At 34.8% G+C, this 21,047-nt stretch carries 6 protein-coding genes; 4 read left to right on the forward strand and 2 right to left on the reverse strand.

Translation table 11 applies throughout. From position 1 onward, the window contains the following. Both Z054_RS31255 and Z054_RS0103025 read right to left on the reverse strand, forming a co-directional pair. Nucleotides 1-16,245 (reverse strand): HYR domain-containing protein (locus Z054_RS31255; protein ID WP_152538446.1); only part of this gene is annotated, 16,245 nt, incomplete at its 3' end. Nucleotides 16,246-16,975: 730 nt separating this feature from the next. Continuing rightward, on the reverse strand, nt 16,976-17,599 hold the full coding sequence (locus Z054_RS0103025; protein ID WP_051473657.1) for an IS1595 family transposase: 624 nt from the start codon (nt 17,597-17,599) through the stop codon (nt 16,976-16,978). Between the two features lie 15 nt (nt 17,600-17,614). On the opposite strand from Z054_RS0103025, the gene Z054_RS31260 reads away from it, so the two are divergent. From Z054_RS31260 to Z054_RS0103045, 4 genes are all read left to right on the forward strand, one after another. Continuing rightward, complete coding sequence (locus tag Z054_RS31260; RefSeq protein ID WP_051473658.1) at nt 17,615-17,845, forward strand: hypothetical protein; 231 nt, start codon at nt 17,615-17,617, stop codon at nt 17,843-17,845. A 72-nt stretch (nt 17,846-17,917) separates the two neighbouring features. After that, nucleotides 17,918-18,121, forward strand: a complete 204-nt coding sequence (locus Z054_RS0103035) for a hypothetical protein (protein ID WP_024768621.1) — start codon at nt 17,918-17,920, stop codon at nt 18,119-18,121. 237 nt (nt 18,122-18,358) lie between these two features. Further along, nucleotides 18,359-18,826, forward strand: a complete 468-nt coding sequence (locus Z054_RS0103040) for a hypothetical protein (RefSeq protein WP_024768622.1) — start codon at nt 18,359-18,361, stop codon at nt 18,824-18,826. Nucleotides 18,827-18,862: 36 nt separating this feature from the next. Next, nucleotides 18,863-21,034: a phosphorylase family protein gene (locus tag Z054_RS0103045; protein WP_024768623.1), complete on the forward strand. Its 2,172-nt coding sequence runs from the start codon at nt 18,863-18,865 to the stop codon at nt 21,032-21,034. Nucleotides 21,035-21,047: the final 13 nt, after the last annotated feature.

Genomic DNA, 21,047 nt, shown 5'->3' on the forward strand with positions numbered 1-21,047 from the left:
CGTAGCTTCGGTTTCCGTTATTGTAAATCCAACAATACTTAATTCCAGGCTATCATTATCGATAATTTCCCCTATTCCTTGGTTATCAGATATTGATATTCCTGCTTGTCCATTATTTTGTAAATTATTGAGATTGATAAGGTATGTTTCTGTAGGTTCAGCTATTGTATTTTCAAGGATATTTACATCAAATATTTGCGTATTGTTATTGGTTCCTCCAAAGGTTAGTGTTGTTGCAGTGATGGCAGTATAATCCTCGCTTGCTATTGCGGTATTATCTGCGGTACTATAGTCCACAGTAAAATTATTTTGCACATCTCCAGTTAAGGTTACAGTAAAGGTTGCAGTACCATCTGCTTCATTAACACTCACATCGTCGATACTTAGCGTAGCATTATCATTATCATTGATGGTGCTGGTTGCGGTAGCTGTTGCGATGCTTACTTGTTGTGCATTTGTATTCGTTAATGCTATAGTTCCTGTAAAAGTTTCCGTAGGTTCAGCAATAGCGTCTCCGAGTATAGACACAGGTAAATTGATCGTGTTGTTTCCTGCAGACAGCGTATAAGATTGTGCAGTTTGTGATGTATAATCTGTACCATCCGTAGTTGTTATATGTGCAGTGGTTAATGTAAATGTTATATCCTCTTCAGCTACAATGTTGCTAGTCACGGTAAAGTTAGCTGTTTGCGTAGCTTCTGTTTCAGTGATGGTAAATCCAGCAATACTTAATTCTAAGCTATCATTATCATTAATGGTACTGGTTGCGATAGCTGTTGCGATGGTTACTTGTTGTGCATTTGTATTGGTTAATGCTATAGTTCCTGTAAAAGCTTCCGTAGGTTCTGCGATGATATCCCCGAGTATAGATACAGGTAGATTGATCGTGTTGTTTCCTGCGGATAGCGTATAAGATTGTGCAGTTTGTGATGTATAATCTGTACCCTCAGTAGTTGTTATATGTGCTGTGGTTAGTGTAAATGTTATATCCTCTTCAGCTACAATGTTGCTAGTCACTACAAAGTTAGCTGTTTGCGTAGCTTCGGTTTCCGTTATTGTAAATCCAACAATACTTAATTCCAGGCTATCATTATCGATAATTTCCCCTATTCCTTGGTTATCAGATATTGATATTCCTGCTTGTCCATTATTTTGTAAATTATTGAGATTGATAAGGTATGTTTCTGTAGGTTCAGCTATTGTATTTTCAAGGATATTTACATCAAATATTTGCGTATTGTTATTGGTTCCTCCAAAGGTTAGTGTTGTTGCAGTGATGGCCGTATAATCCTCGCTTGCTATTGCGGTATTATCTGCGGTACTATAGTTCACAGTAAAATTATTTTGCACATTTCCAGTTAAGGTTACAGTAAAGGTTGCAGTACCATCTGCTTCATTAACACTCACATCATTGATACTTAAGGTGGCGGTATCATTATCATTAATCTCACCAATAGCTGAAAGAGCATTAACACCCCCATTTAGTGTAATACTTTGCCCATTTGTAATTAGGTTATTAATAGTTCCATTAAGGGTTTCTGTTGGCTCAATGAGGTTGTCATTATTAATTATAACGTTAACTACCTGGCTCTCTGCATTTGCTCCTCCAAATGTTAATAAAGTAGTTGTTATTGCCGTGTAATCCGATCCGGCAATTGCAGAAATGTCAGAACTAGCAAACTCTAGGGTCATTTCATTCTGTATCGATTTATCTGTTGAAATTGTAAAATCAGCAGTACCAATATTTTCATTTACACTAAAACCTGTTATAGAAATCACGGCACTGTCATCATTAGTAATGGTTCCTATAGCAGAGTCATCACTAAATGTAATAGATGAACTCGGAGCTGATACGGGAGTAATATTGCTTAAGTTTACTAAGAAGGATTCATCTAATTCTATAATTTCATCTCCATTAATAGTAATTTCGATGGTTTCTTGTTCGTTAGCCAATCCTTCAAAGGTTAGTGTTCCTGAGTTAGCAACATAATCAGAGTTTACAGTCGTAGCGGTTCCATCTACAGTAGTATAGTCTAATGTTAAACCATCTTCTACTTCTCCACTTAGTTCGACTGTAAATGTAAGTGTGGATGTACCTGCATTTCCTTCCGCAATGGATACGGCTGAAATAGATAGCGTAGTGCTGTCATCATTAATAATAGTACCAACGCCAGTTTTTCCGGCTGCATCAATAGTAATGTTTTTACCAGGAGCAATTATACTATTAAGAACAACATTAAATGTTTCATTGATTTCTACTGCTGTATCTCCGTTGACAGAAATGATAATATTTTGTGTTTCTCCTATTGCTCCGCTTATAAAATCAATACGCCCACCATTAGCTGTAAAATCTGATGGTGCTCTGGCTTCGACATTAGAAGTAAAGAATGTAACACCATAACCACCAACAATTTCAGCTCCAGAATGAGTAATAGTAAATATGTAATCAATGGTACCTGAATTACCTTCTGTTTCTATTACACTATCAATCGAAAGGGTGGCGGCATCATCATCTGTATTATTTACTAATACATCATCAGGATCTAATCCGTCATAATTATCATCTGTAGTTAATGTTGTATCTACTGTATTGACAATAGTATAGGAAATACTACCATCCACAAGAATATCATCAATACCTGTTACAGTTACAGTTTGTGGAATATCCCAGTCTGCGGCAGTAAAAGTTAAAGAAGATGTGTTCACCGTTCCTTCATTAGTATTATTACTGGCTACATTCACCACCACTACATAATCTTGTGTACCTGTTGCTGGTTTGCTTGTTAAAACAACAGTAAATGTTGCAGTTCCTCCAGCTTCTGAAGTTGTTAATGAAGTAGGAGTTACAATAAATCCTGCGTTGTCGTTATCTTCATTAATAATACTAATGTCATTCACGACTAATGAAACATATTTAGGATCCAAAGAAGTTGTATTACTAGTAACAATTGTATATGTAATATCACCGTCTACAATATCATCATCCTTACCAGTGACTGTTACAGTTTGATTGATATTCCAATCTGATGGAGTAAAGGTTAACGATATAGGATTAAAAGTATCACTTTCTGTTAGATCATTACTAGAAAGTGTTATCGATACATTTTCTATAGGTTCAGTATCAAGAACAACTGTAAAAGTAGCTGTACCATTACCTTCAGTGGTATTTCCAGAAATGGTTGATACTGTTACCCCCGCAATGTCATTATCCAAATTGGTTGCGGCAACATCTGCTGGGTCAACATTTTCATATCCTGATAAATCATCGGTAGCAGCTTGATCAGTAGTTAGAATAATATTATAACCAATATCATCATCATCAAGGTCATCATTTACACCTGTTATGGTCACTGTTTGCGGAGTATCCCAATTGGATGCATCAAATGTTAATGTATTTGTTGATACGGTTCCTTCTGTTACATCATCACTTACTACGTTGAAGACTACAGTACCCGATGGTTCAAAGGGCAATACGACTGTGAAAGTATCTGTGGCTAAATCTTCTGAAGTTTGAATAGAAGTTTCTGAAACGATAACTGTATTATTGGGCAGTGCATTTACCGTTACTAAGAAGTCACAAGTTTGCGTATTACCAGCAGAATCTTCAGCAATGTAGGTAACTGTAGTTGTTCCCAAATTGAAGTTGGCACTGTTCAATTCATTAATTCCCGAAGCTTGTGGTGCTCCAATAGTAGCTCCAGAAAGTTCGTATGTAAGTTTGGTTACAGAACAATTGTCTGTATATACTGGAGCAGAAATACCAGAAACTGTAACCGATGAGTCGCCTACATTATCAAGGTCTTGAGTTATATTAGTAGGGCAAGAAGAAATGGTTGGTATTTCAGTATCAGTAACGATAACATCAAAAGTTACTGTTTCTGTATTTGAAGGAGAAGCATTATCCGATACTGTCCAAGTAACCGTTGTTGTTCCTGATTCAAACACTTGACCGTTTAACGTGGTGTTGGGTCCTGTGATAACCGTAGTCACCCCTGTTAACGCATAGGTAATGGTTGGGTTAGTATCGCAATTGTCAGTTGGATTCCATGCATTATCTATATGAGTATAAGTACAAACATTAGCATCGGTAACTACATTTCTGTCTGTTGAATCATCCAAAGTAGGAGCTTGTATATCTTGAATGGTGATAGTAGTACTACATACGTTTGTACGTCCAGAAGAATCTGTTACTCGTAAATAGATTGTGTTATTTCCTATTTCAGCACAGTTGTATGTTAATGATGAACTATATGTAGTATCATCTTTTGATATTTCGTAAGTTGAAATGGAGCAATTATCAGTAGAACCATTGTTTATAGCTACTTGTGTTAAGGATACAGTGCCATCTCTTTGTATTTGGATAGTAGCCGTTTGGCATGTTGCTACTGGGTCTTCAGTATCTGTTACTGTTACTGTATAAGAACAACTATTACTATTACCTTCAGCATCCAAAACTGTCCAGATTACTGTTGTAGTTCCTTGCTCAAATATTTGTCCGTTTAAGGTAGTGTTTGCTCCAGTAATTGTTGTAGTAGCACCAGTAAGATTGTAGGTTAGAGAAGGAGACGTATCACAGTTATCTGTAACAATAGCATTTAGACTGTTATCAATATGTGTATAAGTACAAGCATTATTATCTGTTACGACAAATTGATTTGAAGGGCATGAAGTAAATACAGGAGATATATTGTCTTCAACGGTAACAGTAGCCGTACATGTTGATTCATTTCCATTAGTATCCGTTACAGTCAACGTAATAGTGTTTTGCCCTAAATTTGAACAATCAAAAGTACTTTCATCAACCGAAAGGAGATTGATTCCACAAGAATCTGAAGAACCATCATCAATATCTTCTGCTAGGATACTAGCGTCTCCAAATTCATCTAATTGAATCGTAATATCTCTACACATTGTGATTGGAGGTGTATTATCTTCAACAGTTACTGTTGTAGTACAGATATTCGTATTACCAGCAATATCTGTAATAGTAAGAGTAACTGTGTTTGCACCAACTTCTGCACATGTAAAGGTATTAGGAGATATATTTGCTGTAAAGTTTGGGCAATTATCCGAAGATCCAAAGGCTATAGAATCAATATCAGTATTTGATAAACTGTAGGCTCCAGTAGCATCTAATTGAATTGTAATTGGAGTGCAGGAAGCAACTGGATTTATTGTGTCTTCTACAGTAACTATTACATCATCGGTAGACGTATTCCCACTAGTATCTGTGACTGTTAAGGTGACTGTATTTGGGCCAAAATCGGCACAGCTAAAGTCAGTTTTATTAATAGCTAAACTTTGTATACCGCAATTATCTGTAGAACCATTATTAATATCATTGGTTGTTATATTTGCAGAACCGCTAGCGTCTAATTGTATAGATATGTTTTGGCCTATAGCAATTGGCGTAGTGGTATCATTAACTGTAACTGTAAAGGAGCATTGGGAAGAAACACCACTACCATCAATAGCAGTCCAGGTGACAGTAGTGGTACCACTATTAAATATTTGTCCATTTAAAGAGGTGTTTGCAGGGTTATCTGCTAATACAGTATCTCCAGATAGAGCGTAGGTAAGATTATTTATTGCGACACAACCGTCTGTGGCAGTAGCATTCCAATCTGTTCCGTTATGTTCGTATCCACACTTATCACTATCAGTTCCTGCAATTTGTGCGGTAGTGCAAGTTATTACTGGAGCAATATCATCTTCGACCGTAACTAAGGCGGTTGTCGTTGATATATTATTATTTACATCAGTTACGGTAAGAGTAACGGTATTTGTAGCTGGATTAATTCCTAGATTTGAGCAATCAAAATTTGTTTTGTCTAAGATTATAGATGCAATACCACAACTATCAGAAGAACCATTATTAATGTCTCCTGCTGTTATGGTAGCGTTACCAGTATTGTCTAAGTTTATGGTAATATCTTGTGCGATAGCAATAGGAGAAATATTGTCTTCTACAGTCACAACAGCTGTACATGTGTCTGAGTTCCCTGTAGTATCTGTTACGGTTAAGGTGATCGTATTTGGACCAACATCGGTACAATCAAAACTACTTTTACTAAGCACTCTCACCAATGAGTCTTGACAATTATCGAAGGAGCCATTATCAATATCTAAACCTGTTATGTTTGTATTACCAGTAGCATCCAAAGCAACTGTAATATTTTTGCACACAGCAACAGGACTAATATCGTCTTGAATAGTTACAGTAGCATCACAAGTACTGCTATTTCCATTTATATCAGTTACTGTTAAGGTTACTGAGTTAATCCCTAAATTAGTACAGTCAAAAGTGGTTTTACTTGCAGCTAAACTTACCGAACCACAAGCATCTGATGATCCATTATTAATATCTTCTGGAGTAATGGTTGCATTGCCAAAAGCATCTAAAACAACGGATATAGGTTTGCATAAAGCAGTTGGAGGTGTTACGTCTTGTACAGTAACCGTTGCATTACAACTGCTAATGTTACCATTATTGTCGGTAACCGTTAATGTTACTGCATTTACGCCGATTTCTACACAAGAAAAGGTATTTGGTGTTACCACCAAACTATTGATTCCACTAGGATCAGATGTTCCAAGTGCAATTGCATTCACATTGTCAGTTGTTAACGAATAATTACCTGTGTTATCAAGGTTTATGATAATATTGTTGCATACTACTGTAGGATCTTCAATGTCTTCAATGATTACTTGATAGGTACCTGTATCAGTATTGCCATTCACATCAGTTGCTTCCCAAACTACAGTATGGGTTCCAACTCCAAAGCTTTCCCCAATAATAGAAGTTGAAAGATCAGTACCAATAATGCTTCCACCATCGATCTGATATGTAATAGTTTGTAAACCACAGTTATCAGTTGCGGGGATATTCCATGAAAGATCAACAGGACTTTTGGCGGTATAGGTGTTGAATCCTGTATCTAAACTTCGTGTTTGTGTTGCAATCGTGACAAATGTAGGGCTCTGTGTATCTGTTATCGTAAATTCAGAGGTACAGGTTGTGCCTACGTTATCACTTGTGTCATATAAACGCCAAAGCACTGTTGTAGTTGGGTTTGCGGTAGTTCCCATAGGTATTTGCTCTCCAGATAGAGTAGTACTTAAATCTGATCCAACTTCAGTGGCTCCATCTATAGAATAGGTAAGTCGTGATAGTCCTGCATTGTCTTCAAAGGAGAAAGGATCAAATTCAGAACCAACAACTTGATAATAACACTCACCGGTTTCAGCTGTTTGACTAATTGTTGTATCTGGGCAGTTATTAATAACAGGTAATTCTACATCTGTAACTACTATCTCAATACTGCAAGAAGTAATATTATTGCTATCATCGGTAGCAGTCCAAATAACTGTTGTTGTTCCAATAGGAAATGTTTCACCGGTCAAAGAGGTTTTATTGTTATAATCATTATTTAATGTAACATCACAATTATCGCTAAAACTTGTTGGGTCAAACTCTGCGACTATAGCCGTATAATAGGCTTCTGTACTGTCTGTATTTCTATTAAATTGGTTTCCGGAATCACCTGCTGAGCAATTTATTGTAGGAAAAGTATTGTCTATTACCGTGACCTTAAAATCGTAATTAAACGTATTACCAGCTTCGTCTGTTACCGTATAAGTAACATCAGTATCTCCTAATGGAAATTCATATCCGGGTACTGCTAAAGCGGGTGTAATAATTATGGCTAAACCTCCTTGAACCGTAACATTGTCAATAAAAGTAGGTGCCGTATAATTTACTTCTTCACTACAACCACTTGATATATTTACTGAAATATTAGTTGGTGCAGCTAGAAGACGAGGATCTTCTGTGTCTACAACGGTAACTGTAAAAATAGCTGTACCTACATTACCGCTATCATCAGTAGCTTCCCACGTAATAGAATTATCGCCCAGAGCTAACTGTTGACCATCTAATGTAGTAACATTAAACTCATTTACGATTTTAGTTACAATTCCGCAATTGTCTGAAGCAGTTACATCATCAAATTCGGATCCTTGAACGGTATAAAAATTCTGATTGAGATCCGTAGGTCTTACTTGATTTCCTTGGACCACAATAATTGGTGGTTCGTTATCATTAATCGTTAATACGTATGAGCAGGTACTTGTTTGTCCACCAGAATCCTCTGATAACCAGTTGATGGTTATTTTTCCGGTATTGACACCATTTTCAGGCCCTCTGGGAATCGTAATTCCAGAAAGTGTATTTGTACCGGTGACTAGCGTGCTGGTTTCTGGATTAATAAAGCTCCATGTTAAACTGGGTGCTGTACAATTATCTGTTGCGTCTGTTGGGTCTAACTCGTTTCCTACTACCGTATAAGAACAACTACCAGAGTCTACGTTTCTTGCCTGATCTGATAAACAAGTAATCGTTGGAGCGGTGTCAGTAACCGTAACATCAAAAGAGCAGATAAGAATATTACCATTATTGTCGGTGGCAGTATAAGTAACGGTTGTAGTTCCTAGATCAAATAAGCTACCTGGAGAAAAGTTCGATACAAAAGAATCCATACCAGAACAAATATCAGTAGCTGTTAGTGCTGGCCATGATACAACAGCTTGACAAGATGCTCCCTCTGCAGTAACAACTATTTCAGAACTAGGACAATTAGTAATGGTTGGTGCCTCATTATCAACAATCGTTACATTTTGATCATAGGACGTCTGATTTCCTGCTTCATCTGTCAATACCCATCGTATCACCGTAAGCCCTATTGGGAAAGTTGCAGGTGCATTACTAGTAATTATTATGTTTCCGGGTATTGAGCAATTGTCTGTAGCAGTAGGTGGGGTTAGTGTTGTTGTATTATTGCAGATTCCAGGGGTTACATTTAGAGTTACATCCTCAAAAGGAGTATCTAAAACAGGTCCTTCTTCATCTTCAACAGTAAAATCAAAACTGCATGTACTTGTATATAAGGTTCCTCCTACGGTTTGTGTAGCTGTCCAAGTAATAATGGTTGTGCCTACAGGAATGTCTGCTCCTGCCAAGGTAGTATTAGAAGGCGCACCGGCTAAGTCATGAGTTAGCGTACGAGATACTCCAGCAGAAGAAACAAAGGTAGTATCATAACTTGTATCTCCATTTGGTATGGTAAAAGAACAAGAACCATTATCTGTAGTCTGGGTGGCATTACCAGAGCATGCAACTTCTGGTTCAAGAGCGTCTACAACAACTACATTAACATCACAAGTTGTAGTGTTTGTCCCATCACTGGCAGTCCACGTAAAAGTGTAATTACCAGCGGTTAGTTCTTCACCATTTAAAAATTCTGTACCTGTTCTGTTGTTTGTATAAGAAACTATTTCGCAGTTATCTGATACTGGTGGTGTGAATTCATTACCATTAACATAATAAAAATCTACATTCGAATTAGTATATTCTCTGTAATAAGTAACAGTAGGGCAGGTGATTATTGGAGCTTGATTGTCTGTTACTATAACCCGTTGTGTATGAAATTGAAAATTTCCTCTTATATCTCTAGCAGTCCAATACACTAAAGTCTCACCTAATTCAAAAATAGTTTCATTAGTTGATTGGGTATATATAATGTCCAGAGGCCCATCACAGTTATCAGTAGATGTTGGAGTGCCTAAGTTTACACCAGTAGTAACACAATCACCTAGATCTGCATTGGTGTTTATGTCTGACGGCCAGTTTATTACGGGGCCTTGGTTATCAATAATGAAAATACTATATGTACAATAAGAATTAGAACTGGAACCATTATCGACTGTCCATGTCACAACAGTTTCTCCTCTATTTAATACAACGCCAGCTAAACTTGAACCACCACTTCCAATAGTTACTCCTGTTAATATATAGGAAAATGTTACTCCTGTTGCTGTGGAAGAAACATCCATTTCGGCTCCTTGAACCGTATAAGTACATATATTTGAGCCTGTATTTCTAGACTGGTTTTGTCTACAGGTCACTGGTGGTGAGGGATCTGTATTATCATTAATGGTAATCGTCATTACACAAGTAGAAATATTACCCAATGCATCTGTAAAAGTCCAAGTAAGGGTTGTGGTTCCTACAGGAAACTGTACCCCAGAGAGACTATTTGTATTATTAAAATCATTGATTATTGTAAATGAAGAGCAGTCAAAGATCCTAAATGGCTTAAATTCATCTCCAAAAACAGTGTAGTAATTTTGTCCTTGGTCTACTCTTCTTGTAATATTTGATCTACAATTAAAAGTAGGAGCATCATCATCTACAACTGTGATATCTTGAGTGGCAGAAGAAATGTTTCCATGAATATCTTCTACAAACCAAGTCACCGATTGTGTACCTATATTATAACTGTTATTTATAGAATTGTTCCACACTCTTAATACTCCACAATTATCTGATGTAATAGGAGTTCCTAATGAAGCGACCTGCGCTGTACAACGATTTGTAGTTCCTATGGTAATATCTGCGGGAGCCGTTATAGAAGGAGATTCGTTATCATTTATAATAACGAAGAAGTTACAAGTGTCTGTATACGTTATGCCATCAACTACTTGAGAAGCTGTCCAGTTAACCAAGGTGGTACCTTCTGGAAAAACAGCTCCAGCCAAAGTAGCTGAGTTGTTATAACCATTTACTAAGGTCGCACCCGCTGTTGATGCAAAAGGATCAAATTCTGTTCCTTGTGTAGTATAATTACATTGATTTGTATCGGTATCCTTTACCTGATTATCAACACAGCTTAAAGAAGGGTACAAGCTAGAAGTTACATTAACTGTTATTATACAAGTTTGTGTGTTAGCAGGAACAGCATTATCAGTAGCTGTCCAGGTAATAACATTCATACCTACATTTAATTGTACTCCAGTAATATTGGTGCCAGAACCAGTAGTAACCCCAGTTATAGCATAGGTGTATGAAGCTAATCCACAATTATCATCGGCATTGGGTTTTAGTTCTCTATTTCTAACGGTATAAAAAGATTCTCCTCTATCTTTTATTCTTGTGATGGTGCTTGCAGGGCAATCAATTATTGGTTTTACATCATCTATAACAGTTACTTCAAGTGTTTTTGTTGTTGTATTTCCAGCATTGTCTGTAATACTCCAATTTATCGTAGTAGTTCCCACTGGGAAAGTTGCAAAAGCTAGAGAACGATAATTATTATAATCATTTATAACAGTAAAGTTTTCTAAAGTACAATTATCTATGATCGCTTGTGGATCAAATTCTATGCCTACAGTTTCATAAAAACAATTGTCATTACTAGTTGATTTTGATACACTAACTGTAGTATTAGAACTAGCAACCAATTCAAAATTGGGAGCTGTAATATCCAGTACTTCTACTTGATATTCCATTGTAGATACACTTCCACCAGCATCCGTTGCTGTCCATACTACAACGGTGATGCCAACAGGGAAATCGAATCCTGCTAAAGTATTGGTTCCATTTTGATTGTTTACAAGGGTAACTCCTGGGCAATTATCAGTGACTGTAGTTGGATCAAATTCAGACCCTATAACAGTATAAACACAACCTCCTGTAGTGGCATTTTCAGTTTGATTGGCTACGGTAGAGATTGAAGGTACTTGTTGATCAACTACAGTAATATTAAATTCACAACTAGCAGTATTTCCTATAACATCGGTTATGGTCCAAACTATTGTATGAATCCCTGCTGATAACACTTCATTTTCTAACGAGTTCGAAGTGCCACCAGAAACTCCGTCTAAAACATAAGAAATGGTTAAATCCCCGGGGATATCACAATTATCAGCTAATGCTGTAGAGTCAAATTCTGTGCCTTGAACAATATAATCACAGGATCCTCCGGGTATATTTCTTAATAGATTACCATTACATTCAAATGTTGGAGCCTGATTGTCTGATACAGTTATGGTAAATGTATTTGCTACCACCGTATTCCCATTAACATCACCCAAAGTCCATTGAATGATATATGGATTGGTTTCGTCTTTTGGCAATTGTAATCCAGATAACGAAGTATTCCCTGTAAAAACAGTTGTTCCGTCTTTAGTAATGATATAAGTTGGATCTTGTAAATCACAATTATCCGAAATATCTTTTAAATCAAAGGTAGCATCATTGATTGTAAAGTAACATTGGGTTGGATCTGTGTTTCTTGCAAAATTTCCTGTTGGTGTTGTAAAAGTTGGATCCTGATTATCTTCTACCGATACATAAACGGTACAACTAGAGCTGTTGCCATTTTCATCTACTGTAGTCCAAACTATTGTATTGGTGCCAACAGGTAATTTTTTACCTGCTAATGTCGCTGTTCCATCAAACGAATTAGTAGTAGAATCTACTGCGCAACCATCATCTGTAGTAGGATCAAATTCTATTCCTTGAACAGTATAGGAACAATTTCCAGTATCCGCTTCTCGTATAAATGGACTTCCTGCTGTGCTTCCAGGAACGCAGGTTAACACAGGTGGTGTTAAATCATTTACAGTAACATCAAAACTCATAAATACTGAATTACCCGAAGTATCTGTAGCTCTGTAAATAACAGTTGTTGTTCCAACAGGAAAAACAGAACCGTTAGTTAAACCATCGATCTGAACTAAAGTAGTTCCTGGACAATTATCTGTAACTATGGGGTCTGTCCAATTAATTACTTTATCACATCCCACAGTAATATTTTCGGTAATGTCAGTAATTATAGAAATTTCTGGGTTTTCATTGTCAGTTACCGTTACTCTAAAACTAGTAGATCTTGTGTTTACACCATCACTCGCGGTCCATACAATTGTATTTAACCCGGTAGGGATAATAACCGCATCCAAAGTAGAAGCTACTACAGGTGGATCAGAATTTATTGTATAAGTAACAGAGGTAATAGCGCAATTGTCAGTAAAAACCGCATCAAACTCATTACCCAATACCGTATACCCGCACACTGCCGTGGTTGTATTTTTAAATTGATTACTTACAGCTGTGACCGTTGGTTGTTGTGTGTCGACAACTGTTTTAGTAAATGTTAATGGAGTAGAGATATTTGTACCATCAGAAGCCGTCCAAGTAATTGTATTTGCCCCTAGTAGTATGGTTTCTCCAGCCAATGAACCTATTCCTGATAAAGAAGTAACACCTGTTACTGTATAGGATAATACAGTTCCTGAACAATTATCAGTTACCGTAGGGTCAAATTGTGATCCTTGTATTGTATAGGTACAAGTGCTTGTGTCTGCATTTACATCTCCAGAGGTAGTTTCTGCACTTGCGCTTAATACAGGGGTAATATTGTCTACAATAGTTACGGTGGTGTTACAAGTGCTTGAATTACCAGTTTCGTCTGTAATAGTTACTGTAACTGAATTAGGACCTAGGTCAGAACAGTTAAAAGAGGTTTGGCTAAAGGTAAAAGCCAAATTGCCTGAAGTAGTACAATTATCAGTAGAACCTCCGTCAATAACCGTACTAGTAAGTGTTGCATTTCCCGAAGCGTCTAAACTGAGTGTTGGTGATGCACAAACTGCATTTGGAGCTTCATTGTCATTTACGGTAATAACAAAGCTGCAAATACCGCTATCGTTGCTAGATTCGTCTATTGCTGTGTATGTTACTGTTGTAGTTCCTGTTGGAAATGTATCACCAGGATTATGGGATTTGGTCCAGATAATATTTGTATCTCCTGTACAATTATCATTAACAGTAGGTTCTATCCAAGTCACTGTTGCAAAACACTCTCCCGTATCTACATTTACACTAATATTAGTAGGACAGTTGCTTAAAACCGGTGCTTCTATATCTTCTACTACGATGTCGAATGAACAGGTAAGGCTATTATTTCCAGCTTCATCTGTTGCAATATACGTTACTGTAGTAGTTCCAACAAGAAAAGGATCTCCTGGGAAGTGTGATTTTGTCCAAGTTATATCTCCAGAGTTGCTACAATTGTCTGAAACACTAGGTTCTGTCCAACTTACAGTAGTCGAACATGCTCCTAAATTACTTGGTTTTGAAATATTGGAAGGGCAGTTCTGAATAATTGGAACCTGTGTATCATTTACAGTAACGGTAAAACTTGCATCAACACTATTTCCAGAGGCGTCAGTAGCAGTATATGTTATTGTAGTATCTCCAATTGGAGAAAAAGCACCATTTAAATTTCCTGCGGTTTGGGTTATGTTGCCACCTAAACAGTTATCTGCAGATGTTGGCTCTGTCCAATTTACAATAGCACCACAGCTATCAATATCATTATTAATGCTTATATCAGATGGTAGGTTAACAATGGTGGGATTTTCAACATCTGAAATTGTAATATTAAAACTACAAGTAATTGAATTACCTGTCGTATCAGTAATTTCAAAAGTGTTTGTAGTTGTTCCTACTGGGAAAGTTGCTCCAGAAGCTAATCCGGTTATTTGAGCAGTGTTTGATCCAAGGCAATTATCTGTACCTACTGGTGGCGTATAAGTCACAACCGCACCACAAATACCAGGGTCCGAATTCTGTACAATAGTTGATGGACAGCTAATTTCAGGGTTTTGATTATCTACTACTGTAATGTTAAAACTTTCTATTGTACTATTTCCATTGTCATCTTCAGCAGTATAGGAAATCGTAGTAGTTCCAATAGGAAAATTACTTCCATTAACAAGGCCTGTTGTTGGGCTAGATGTTTGTGATAAACTTTGGATACCACAATTATCTGTTGCTGTGGGTTCTGTCCAATTCACTATTTTTGTACAGGAACCTATATCATTATTAATATTTATATCCAGCGGAAGACTAACAATTATAGGAACTTCAGAATCATTAATCGTGATGGTAAAACTGCAAGTATCTTCATTCCCAGAAGCATCTGTAACAGTAACATTAACCGTAGTAATTCCTTCATTAAAAGATACTCCATTTAAAGTGTTTAGGATAGTATTTATAGTAGCTCCAGTAAGTACATATGAAATTGATGGAGTTCCACAATTATCACTTGTAGATGCATCCCAAGAGTTATCTGCCTTTGTATAGGTACATTGACCATTATCTGTGTTTTCAGTTTGATTGGCAATACAACTTATAGTAGGGTTTGTACTATCAGTTACTTCTATGGTAAAGCTGCAATTAGAAACTAAGCCAGCAATATCAGTGGCTGTCCATGTGACAGTAGTAATCCCTTGAGGAAAAGTAACACCATCCAAATTTGTTCCGGTTCCTGTGGATACTCCACTTAAGGTATATGTCAATGAATTTACGGAACAATTATCTGTAGCTACAGCATTCCACGAAGTACCAGTATGAGTATATTGACATGAAGCATTACCTGCTTGAATTTGATTTGATACACAATTGATATCCGGATTTTGATTATCTACTAATGTTACATTAAAATTATAGGTGTTTTCATTACCAGATTCATCAGTGGCAGTAATAGTTACCACTTGTACAGTCCCATGGTCATTTATGATAGTGTTAGGAGATGGGTTTTGTACTAGAGTTATGTCACCTACAGCAGAACAATTATCAGATACCGTGACAGTAGAAATATAATCTGGTAACGTTTGATTACAATTATTAATACTGGTGTTAATAGTTTTATCTCCTTCTCCAGTAATACTTGGAATACTACTTTCTAAAACAACATTTAATGATTCTGAAGAAGTACACCCCTCAGTACTAATAGCCTGTACCGTATAATTAGTATTGGTAGTTATGGAAATAGAAATTGGGATATCTCCAATTTTTACAGCATTAGCCTGATCCCATAATTCATACGTACTAGCATCTGTAGCATAAGCTTCAATTAAAAAAGGAGTATTGTAACAAATAGGATTACCAGAGTTTACAGTCGTATTTATATTTGATGGTAAAGGATTTACTGTTATTGTTACTGTTGATGCACTGATAGGAAGTGATGTATTAAAAGGATCGGTAACACTTATCAAAGAATATGTTGTAGTAACCGTTGGGGATACCAAAATAGGATCACCACCAAAAGTAGGGCTATCGGGATCGGCATCACTATTATAATTGTTAATAATAAAACTATTTGTACCATCTGAATACACTACGGTATAGGGATTTATACTTGCTCCAATAATGATCTGAAGTGTTGTCGTTTCACCAATACATATTGCCATAGGGCCATCAGGAAGTAATTCAGCATCCTGAGCATGTATACAAAAGATAGATCCAAACAGGGAAAATATAAATACACGAAAACAATCCATCTTTGTAATACAAGATGCATCAAATAAAAGTTTGGTAGATAGGAGTAATGATTTTAGCATTCTAATTTTTATTAAACTACATCTATCTATGTTACATGCACTATTTGATGAAAATCATAATAGTATGTTGCGATATCTGTGATTATATATGAGTATGCATATTCTAATTTTTGATTTTTGAATCAAAAAATAAAGTCAGGAGGAATGTATATATTACAAATGTTTGATGTGTTAATAAGCTTAATAGTTTGATCTAGATAAATAGACGTTAAGATGTTTTTAGAACAATAAATTTGTGAAGAAGTACTTAAAAACTGTTTAGCATATAGTATTAGTAAAAATAACCCTAAAAATGTATAGAATGATTTTATTCTAAATATTGAAAATTTACAACTCTTATCACTTGAAAAGTAAGCAACTATTCTCATAACTTAATAAATTAAAGTTATTCTTAAAAAAAAACAGAAAACCTTTTCCCTTATGAAAGGCTTAATAAAATACTCAAAGTATCAATAACATTAAAATGTTTTAATGATATGAGTAGTACATTTTTTTCTCAAGTGGGGTGAATTAATTATGAGAATTTTCCGAAGTGTTTACCCAATAAATATATACCTAAATAAATTTATTAACAAAATTTTAAGCAAAAAATGAACAGTTGCTCCCTTTTTTAACAACGAAAAGTGGTTTGTCTGTATTTTAAGTAAGCTCAAACCGTTGTAGTGGTACACTAATTATTTGAGGTTTTCTATAATTTTTTAAGTATCAATTATTTATTTTAATATGACTATCAGGTAGTTTGCACATTGTTTGTCCATTTGTTTGTAACTACTGCTATGATCGCCCTGTGAAACATGAACTTAAAGTGTCTTCTGTTAAATTTATAGCAGTATTCATCCAGATAACTTTGTAAATAGTCAATGCCAGTAGAATGATGTATATCCAACAACAATCTTTTGGCATTACTGATAGCAATATGTACCCAAGGCAGTATTTCCGAGGTTTTTCTTTTATCCTGTATTACTACTGCTTGATGATCATTCAAATGTTCCTTGATATCATTATAGTTGTTGGCTCCATCTGTTGTGGCAGATGCTTTTGTGTCCACATTAGTTTTGACTTTTTGTTTTGTAGTATCTTTTTTAAGGTTTTTTATGATCTTCATTTTAATAAAACCCACTTTCTTTGAAGTTTTATGTTTGTATTTCTCAGAGAATTCTACAGGTTTTGATTCTACGATTACCAATACACAGGCTTGTCTTTGACTTCCTTTACCCCGTTTAAGTTTTCCCTTGTTATCCTCTATCTCCTTTGCAATCCTATCCTGGTCTTCTTTGGTGGGAACGATCTCAAAGAAGCCTTCATCTAGTTCTATTTGATTATGAAGCTGATAATTGTCATCCCTTTTACCCATATCATATCGGATTTTATGGAGCATATACCAGATAGGTTCATAATAAAGATTATTTCTTTAGGTCTAGTATACCGAGAACAAAACGAGCAAGAACCTATAAGAATGGAACAGGATAATGAGTACCGTGATGCTATTGTAGGAGGTGAAATTACATTCACTTATCATTTATCAGATGAAGGAAATCTGATAAACAAATTTTATGTTGATTTATTTCCAGAACATAAAGAAGATATTATGAAAATTTGATAAATCAAATAATCAATGGAAATTGCAATAGAAAAATCTGATGTATTTGATTACTAAAAGTTTAATAAACCGATGATCAAGGAAAATGATTTATATAATTTAGGGTATAAAGTTAAGCAGGATATGACCGACAACTCTATTGATTTTAAGCCTAATAACATGGGAACAAGACCTTACTTAGTAAATTTAAAAGTAGGATGTGTAACAATTACACATGAGTATACTTCTAATAACGGAACATTGTTTTTTAAAGATAGTAATAGCTTTAAAGAATAGCATAACAATTATAAAATTTAAATAAACGATAATATGAATCCATTTTTAGCAGTAGGGATTTTATTGACCATATCTGGTCTTATTATTTATGATTTGAATTGAGGAACATCTGAGAATAATAATACTAAACTACAAGGATATTCAACCTTGACCATCATGATTGGTTTAGCTACTTTGTCATTTGGACTATTAAAATATATCGGATGATTTTGAATACTAACAAAGTTTAAATAAACGATGGATATCATTGATAATTATGTAGATCATTTTCAAATAGATAAATACTCTTGTTATTGTTTATTAGATAAGCATACAGATACATTTTCAATATATTCAGAGATGCCTCTTCGTAAAGGTTTATGCAAAAGTGGAAGTAGATATAATGAAATATTTTATGTTGTATTTTCTATTTATTCATACTGCAAGATTGAAGATTTAAAGGTTAAATCTATTGAAAATAAGGGAATAGGCTCAATTTGTTTATCATATTTTGAGAAATATATAATAAATAATTATTCTAAAAGAATAGATTGTTTTTTTGGATACTTAGTTTATTGTAATACTAGAAACAAAGAATACTCAAAGATTGAATTTTACGAAAAATTAAAAAGATATTATAAAAAAAATGAATATTTAGTAAACCTTAATCCAGATAATATAAAGCATAACAATCCCTATATAATAAAGAAACTAAAGTCTAAATAAACGATTATATAAAGATAAATACCTGAGAAATAAAATATGACAAAAAAACCTAAACTGAAAAATGCGCTAAAGAAAAAAGAATTTCAAAAATGGTTGGAATCTCTTTCTCATAAAGAGTTAACAATTATAAATGCACAATTACATAATTTAATTTGGTCATGGTTAGGTAATATTACTATTGATATATTTAATGAATTATGGTTAGATCTTCCTTACTTGAATATTATTTTTGAAAAAAAATATATAGAATCAAGATTTGATGTGATAGATAAGTTTGATTCTGGTCACTTTGGAGTTCACATTAAGGACTTTTGGCCAGAATTGGATGAGATACGAATAAAAACACACGAAAGATTAAATAAAGAAACTTCTGGAGTCACAAGAGCCGAATTATGGTTACTTCCTGAAGCTATGAATTCAAGAGCAGATTCGTCATCTGAAGCATTGATTTATTTTGCAAGTAGAGGAGAAATTTTAATGACTTCTCATGAAATAAAAAGAAGGTGGCATAATAATATTTGTTTTGATATTCAAAGAGGTTCTATTTTTCGAATTATTCCTGAAAAAATAAAAGAAAGAGCCAAAGAAAATCTAATATCACTTAGTGAAGCCAGTGAAATATTAAATAAAAATGGAAATTTACCACGATTTTTTGATTTCAGAGATGAAGATGAAGAATTTATTGATGCAAGCTTTTTAAGAACTGTAGAATGGTTGAATGTTGAAGGATTTAATCCTTGGGTTGATTCAACAATTAATAATTTAAATGCGTCAACTCAATATGGAATAGAACATTATAAGTATTCTTGGGACTTATTTTATTACGTTAGATCAAATTTATTTATTGAAAAATCGTCTAAAGTAGCACTAGAATCATTGCTTTGGATTCTCATAAATGGCCCTATTGAAAATGATAAACCTTGGGTAACTAATTGGCATTTACCGAGTGGAAAGGGATACGAAAAAGCTTCATATTTGCCAATAGCTAGTTCTATAATTTTTGTTTGGCAACGAATTAATTCACAAGGAATTGATAATGCGATTTTAGACAATGCAACAAGTGTACTTTATTCCACCCAATTAGAAGATGGCTCATGGCCAATTACCTCAATTGATGAGGAAGGAAGTATTATGTCTACTTGTTTTGCTATTCACGCATTATGCTTATATAAACCTTTAGGTTGGCAAAATTCATGTAAAAAAGGTGTTGAATGGTTAAAAGACCAACAAAGCGATAGTGGTTTTTGGTATATTCAAGGTGGACCAGCAACTATGATGACAGTATTTGTTTTGGATTCCTTAAGTCTTTTTGAAGGAGGTAAAACAACCTTTGATAATAATTCTTTATTATCATTAAAAGAATCAGAGAATAAACATGAACTTGATATGTCAAACGAAGATTGGTTTAAAAAACCAATCCCAAAAATTCAATCTAAATCAAAAGATGATGTAATAGCTAAATTTCATCCAAAAATTGCGATTGTATGCGCGGTAGAAATAGAACTACAATACATACTAAAAGAATTAAAACCTTCAGATGGAAATTCAAAAATAATAAAAGTAGTAGATGGAACAGAAACGTATTATTTAGGCAAATTTGGATTTCAAAATGCAGTTGTAACAATGTCAACAATGGGTACTCAAGGTGCTTCTGGTTCTATTCTTTCAATAGAATCACTAATAAGAATGTGGGATCCTATTGTAATTACGATGGTAGGTATTGCGTTCGGGGTTGATAAAACTGAACATAATCCTGGGGATGTTTTAGTAGCTAATTCAATTATTCCTTATGAAAATCAAAAAGTTAGTAAAGGAGAAATAAACTATAGGAATCCAATTCCAGTATCAAGTCCTGCTCTTCTAAACAGAATTAGAAATGTTTTTGGTTGGGAGTTTAAAAGACCAGATGGTACTATAGTATCTAAGCACATAGGACCATTATTGTCTGGAGAAAAATTAGTAAATGATATTACATTTAAAGACCAACTTACATCTGAATATCCAAATGCAATTGGAGGTGAAATGGAATCAAGCGGTGTTTGGTCATCTGCTTCGAAACATAATAAACAATGGATTGTCATGAAATCGGTTTGTGATTGGGCAGATGGAGAAAAAAATGATGGTTATCAAGCACTTGCTGCAGCAACCTCTGTTTCATTGTGTAAGTTTATTTTTGAAGATGAATTTACGTTGGAAGGTATTAGATAGGCAGCTACTACGT

The sequence above is a fragment of the Aquimarina macrocephali JAMB N27 genome, from assembly GCF_000520995.1.
GTDB lineage: Bacteria > Bacteroidota > Bacteroidia > Flavobacteriales > Flavobacteriaceae > Aquimarina > Aquimarina macrocephali.

Excerpts from the sequence above, each read along its gene's own strand:
- Z054_RS0103035 (WP_024768621.1), top strand. The coding sequence starts at position 17,918 with ATGATCAAGGAAAATGATTTATATAATTTAGGGTATAAAGTTAAGCAG.
- Z054_RS31260 (WP_051473658.1), top strand. The coding sequence starts at position 17,615 with ATGGAGCATATACCAGATAGGTTCATAATAAAGATTATTTCTTTAGGT.
- Z054_RS0103025 (WP_051473657.1), bottom strand. The coding sequence starts at position 17,599 with ATGGGTAAAAGGGATGACAATTATCAGCTTCATAATCAAATAGAACTA.
- Z054_RS0103040 (WP_024768622.1), top strand. The coding sequence starts at position 18,359 with ATGGATATCATTGATAATTATGTAGATCATTTTCAAATAGATAAATAC.
- Z054_RS0103045 (WP_024768623.1), top strand. The coding sequence starts at position 18,863 with ATGACAAAAAAACCTAAACTGAAAAATGCGCTAAAGAAAAAAGAATTT.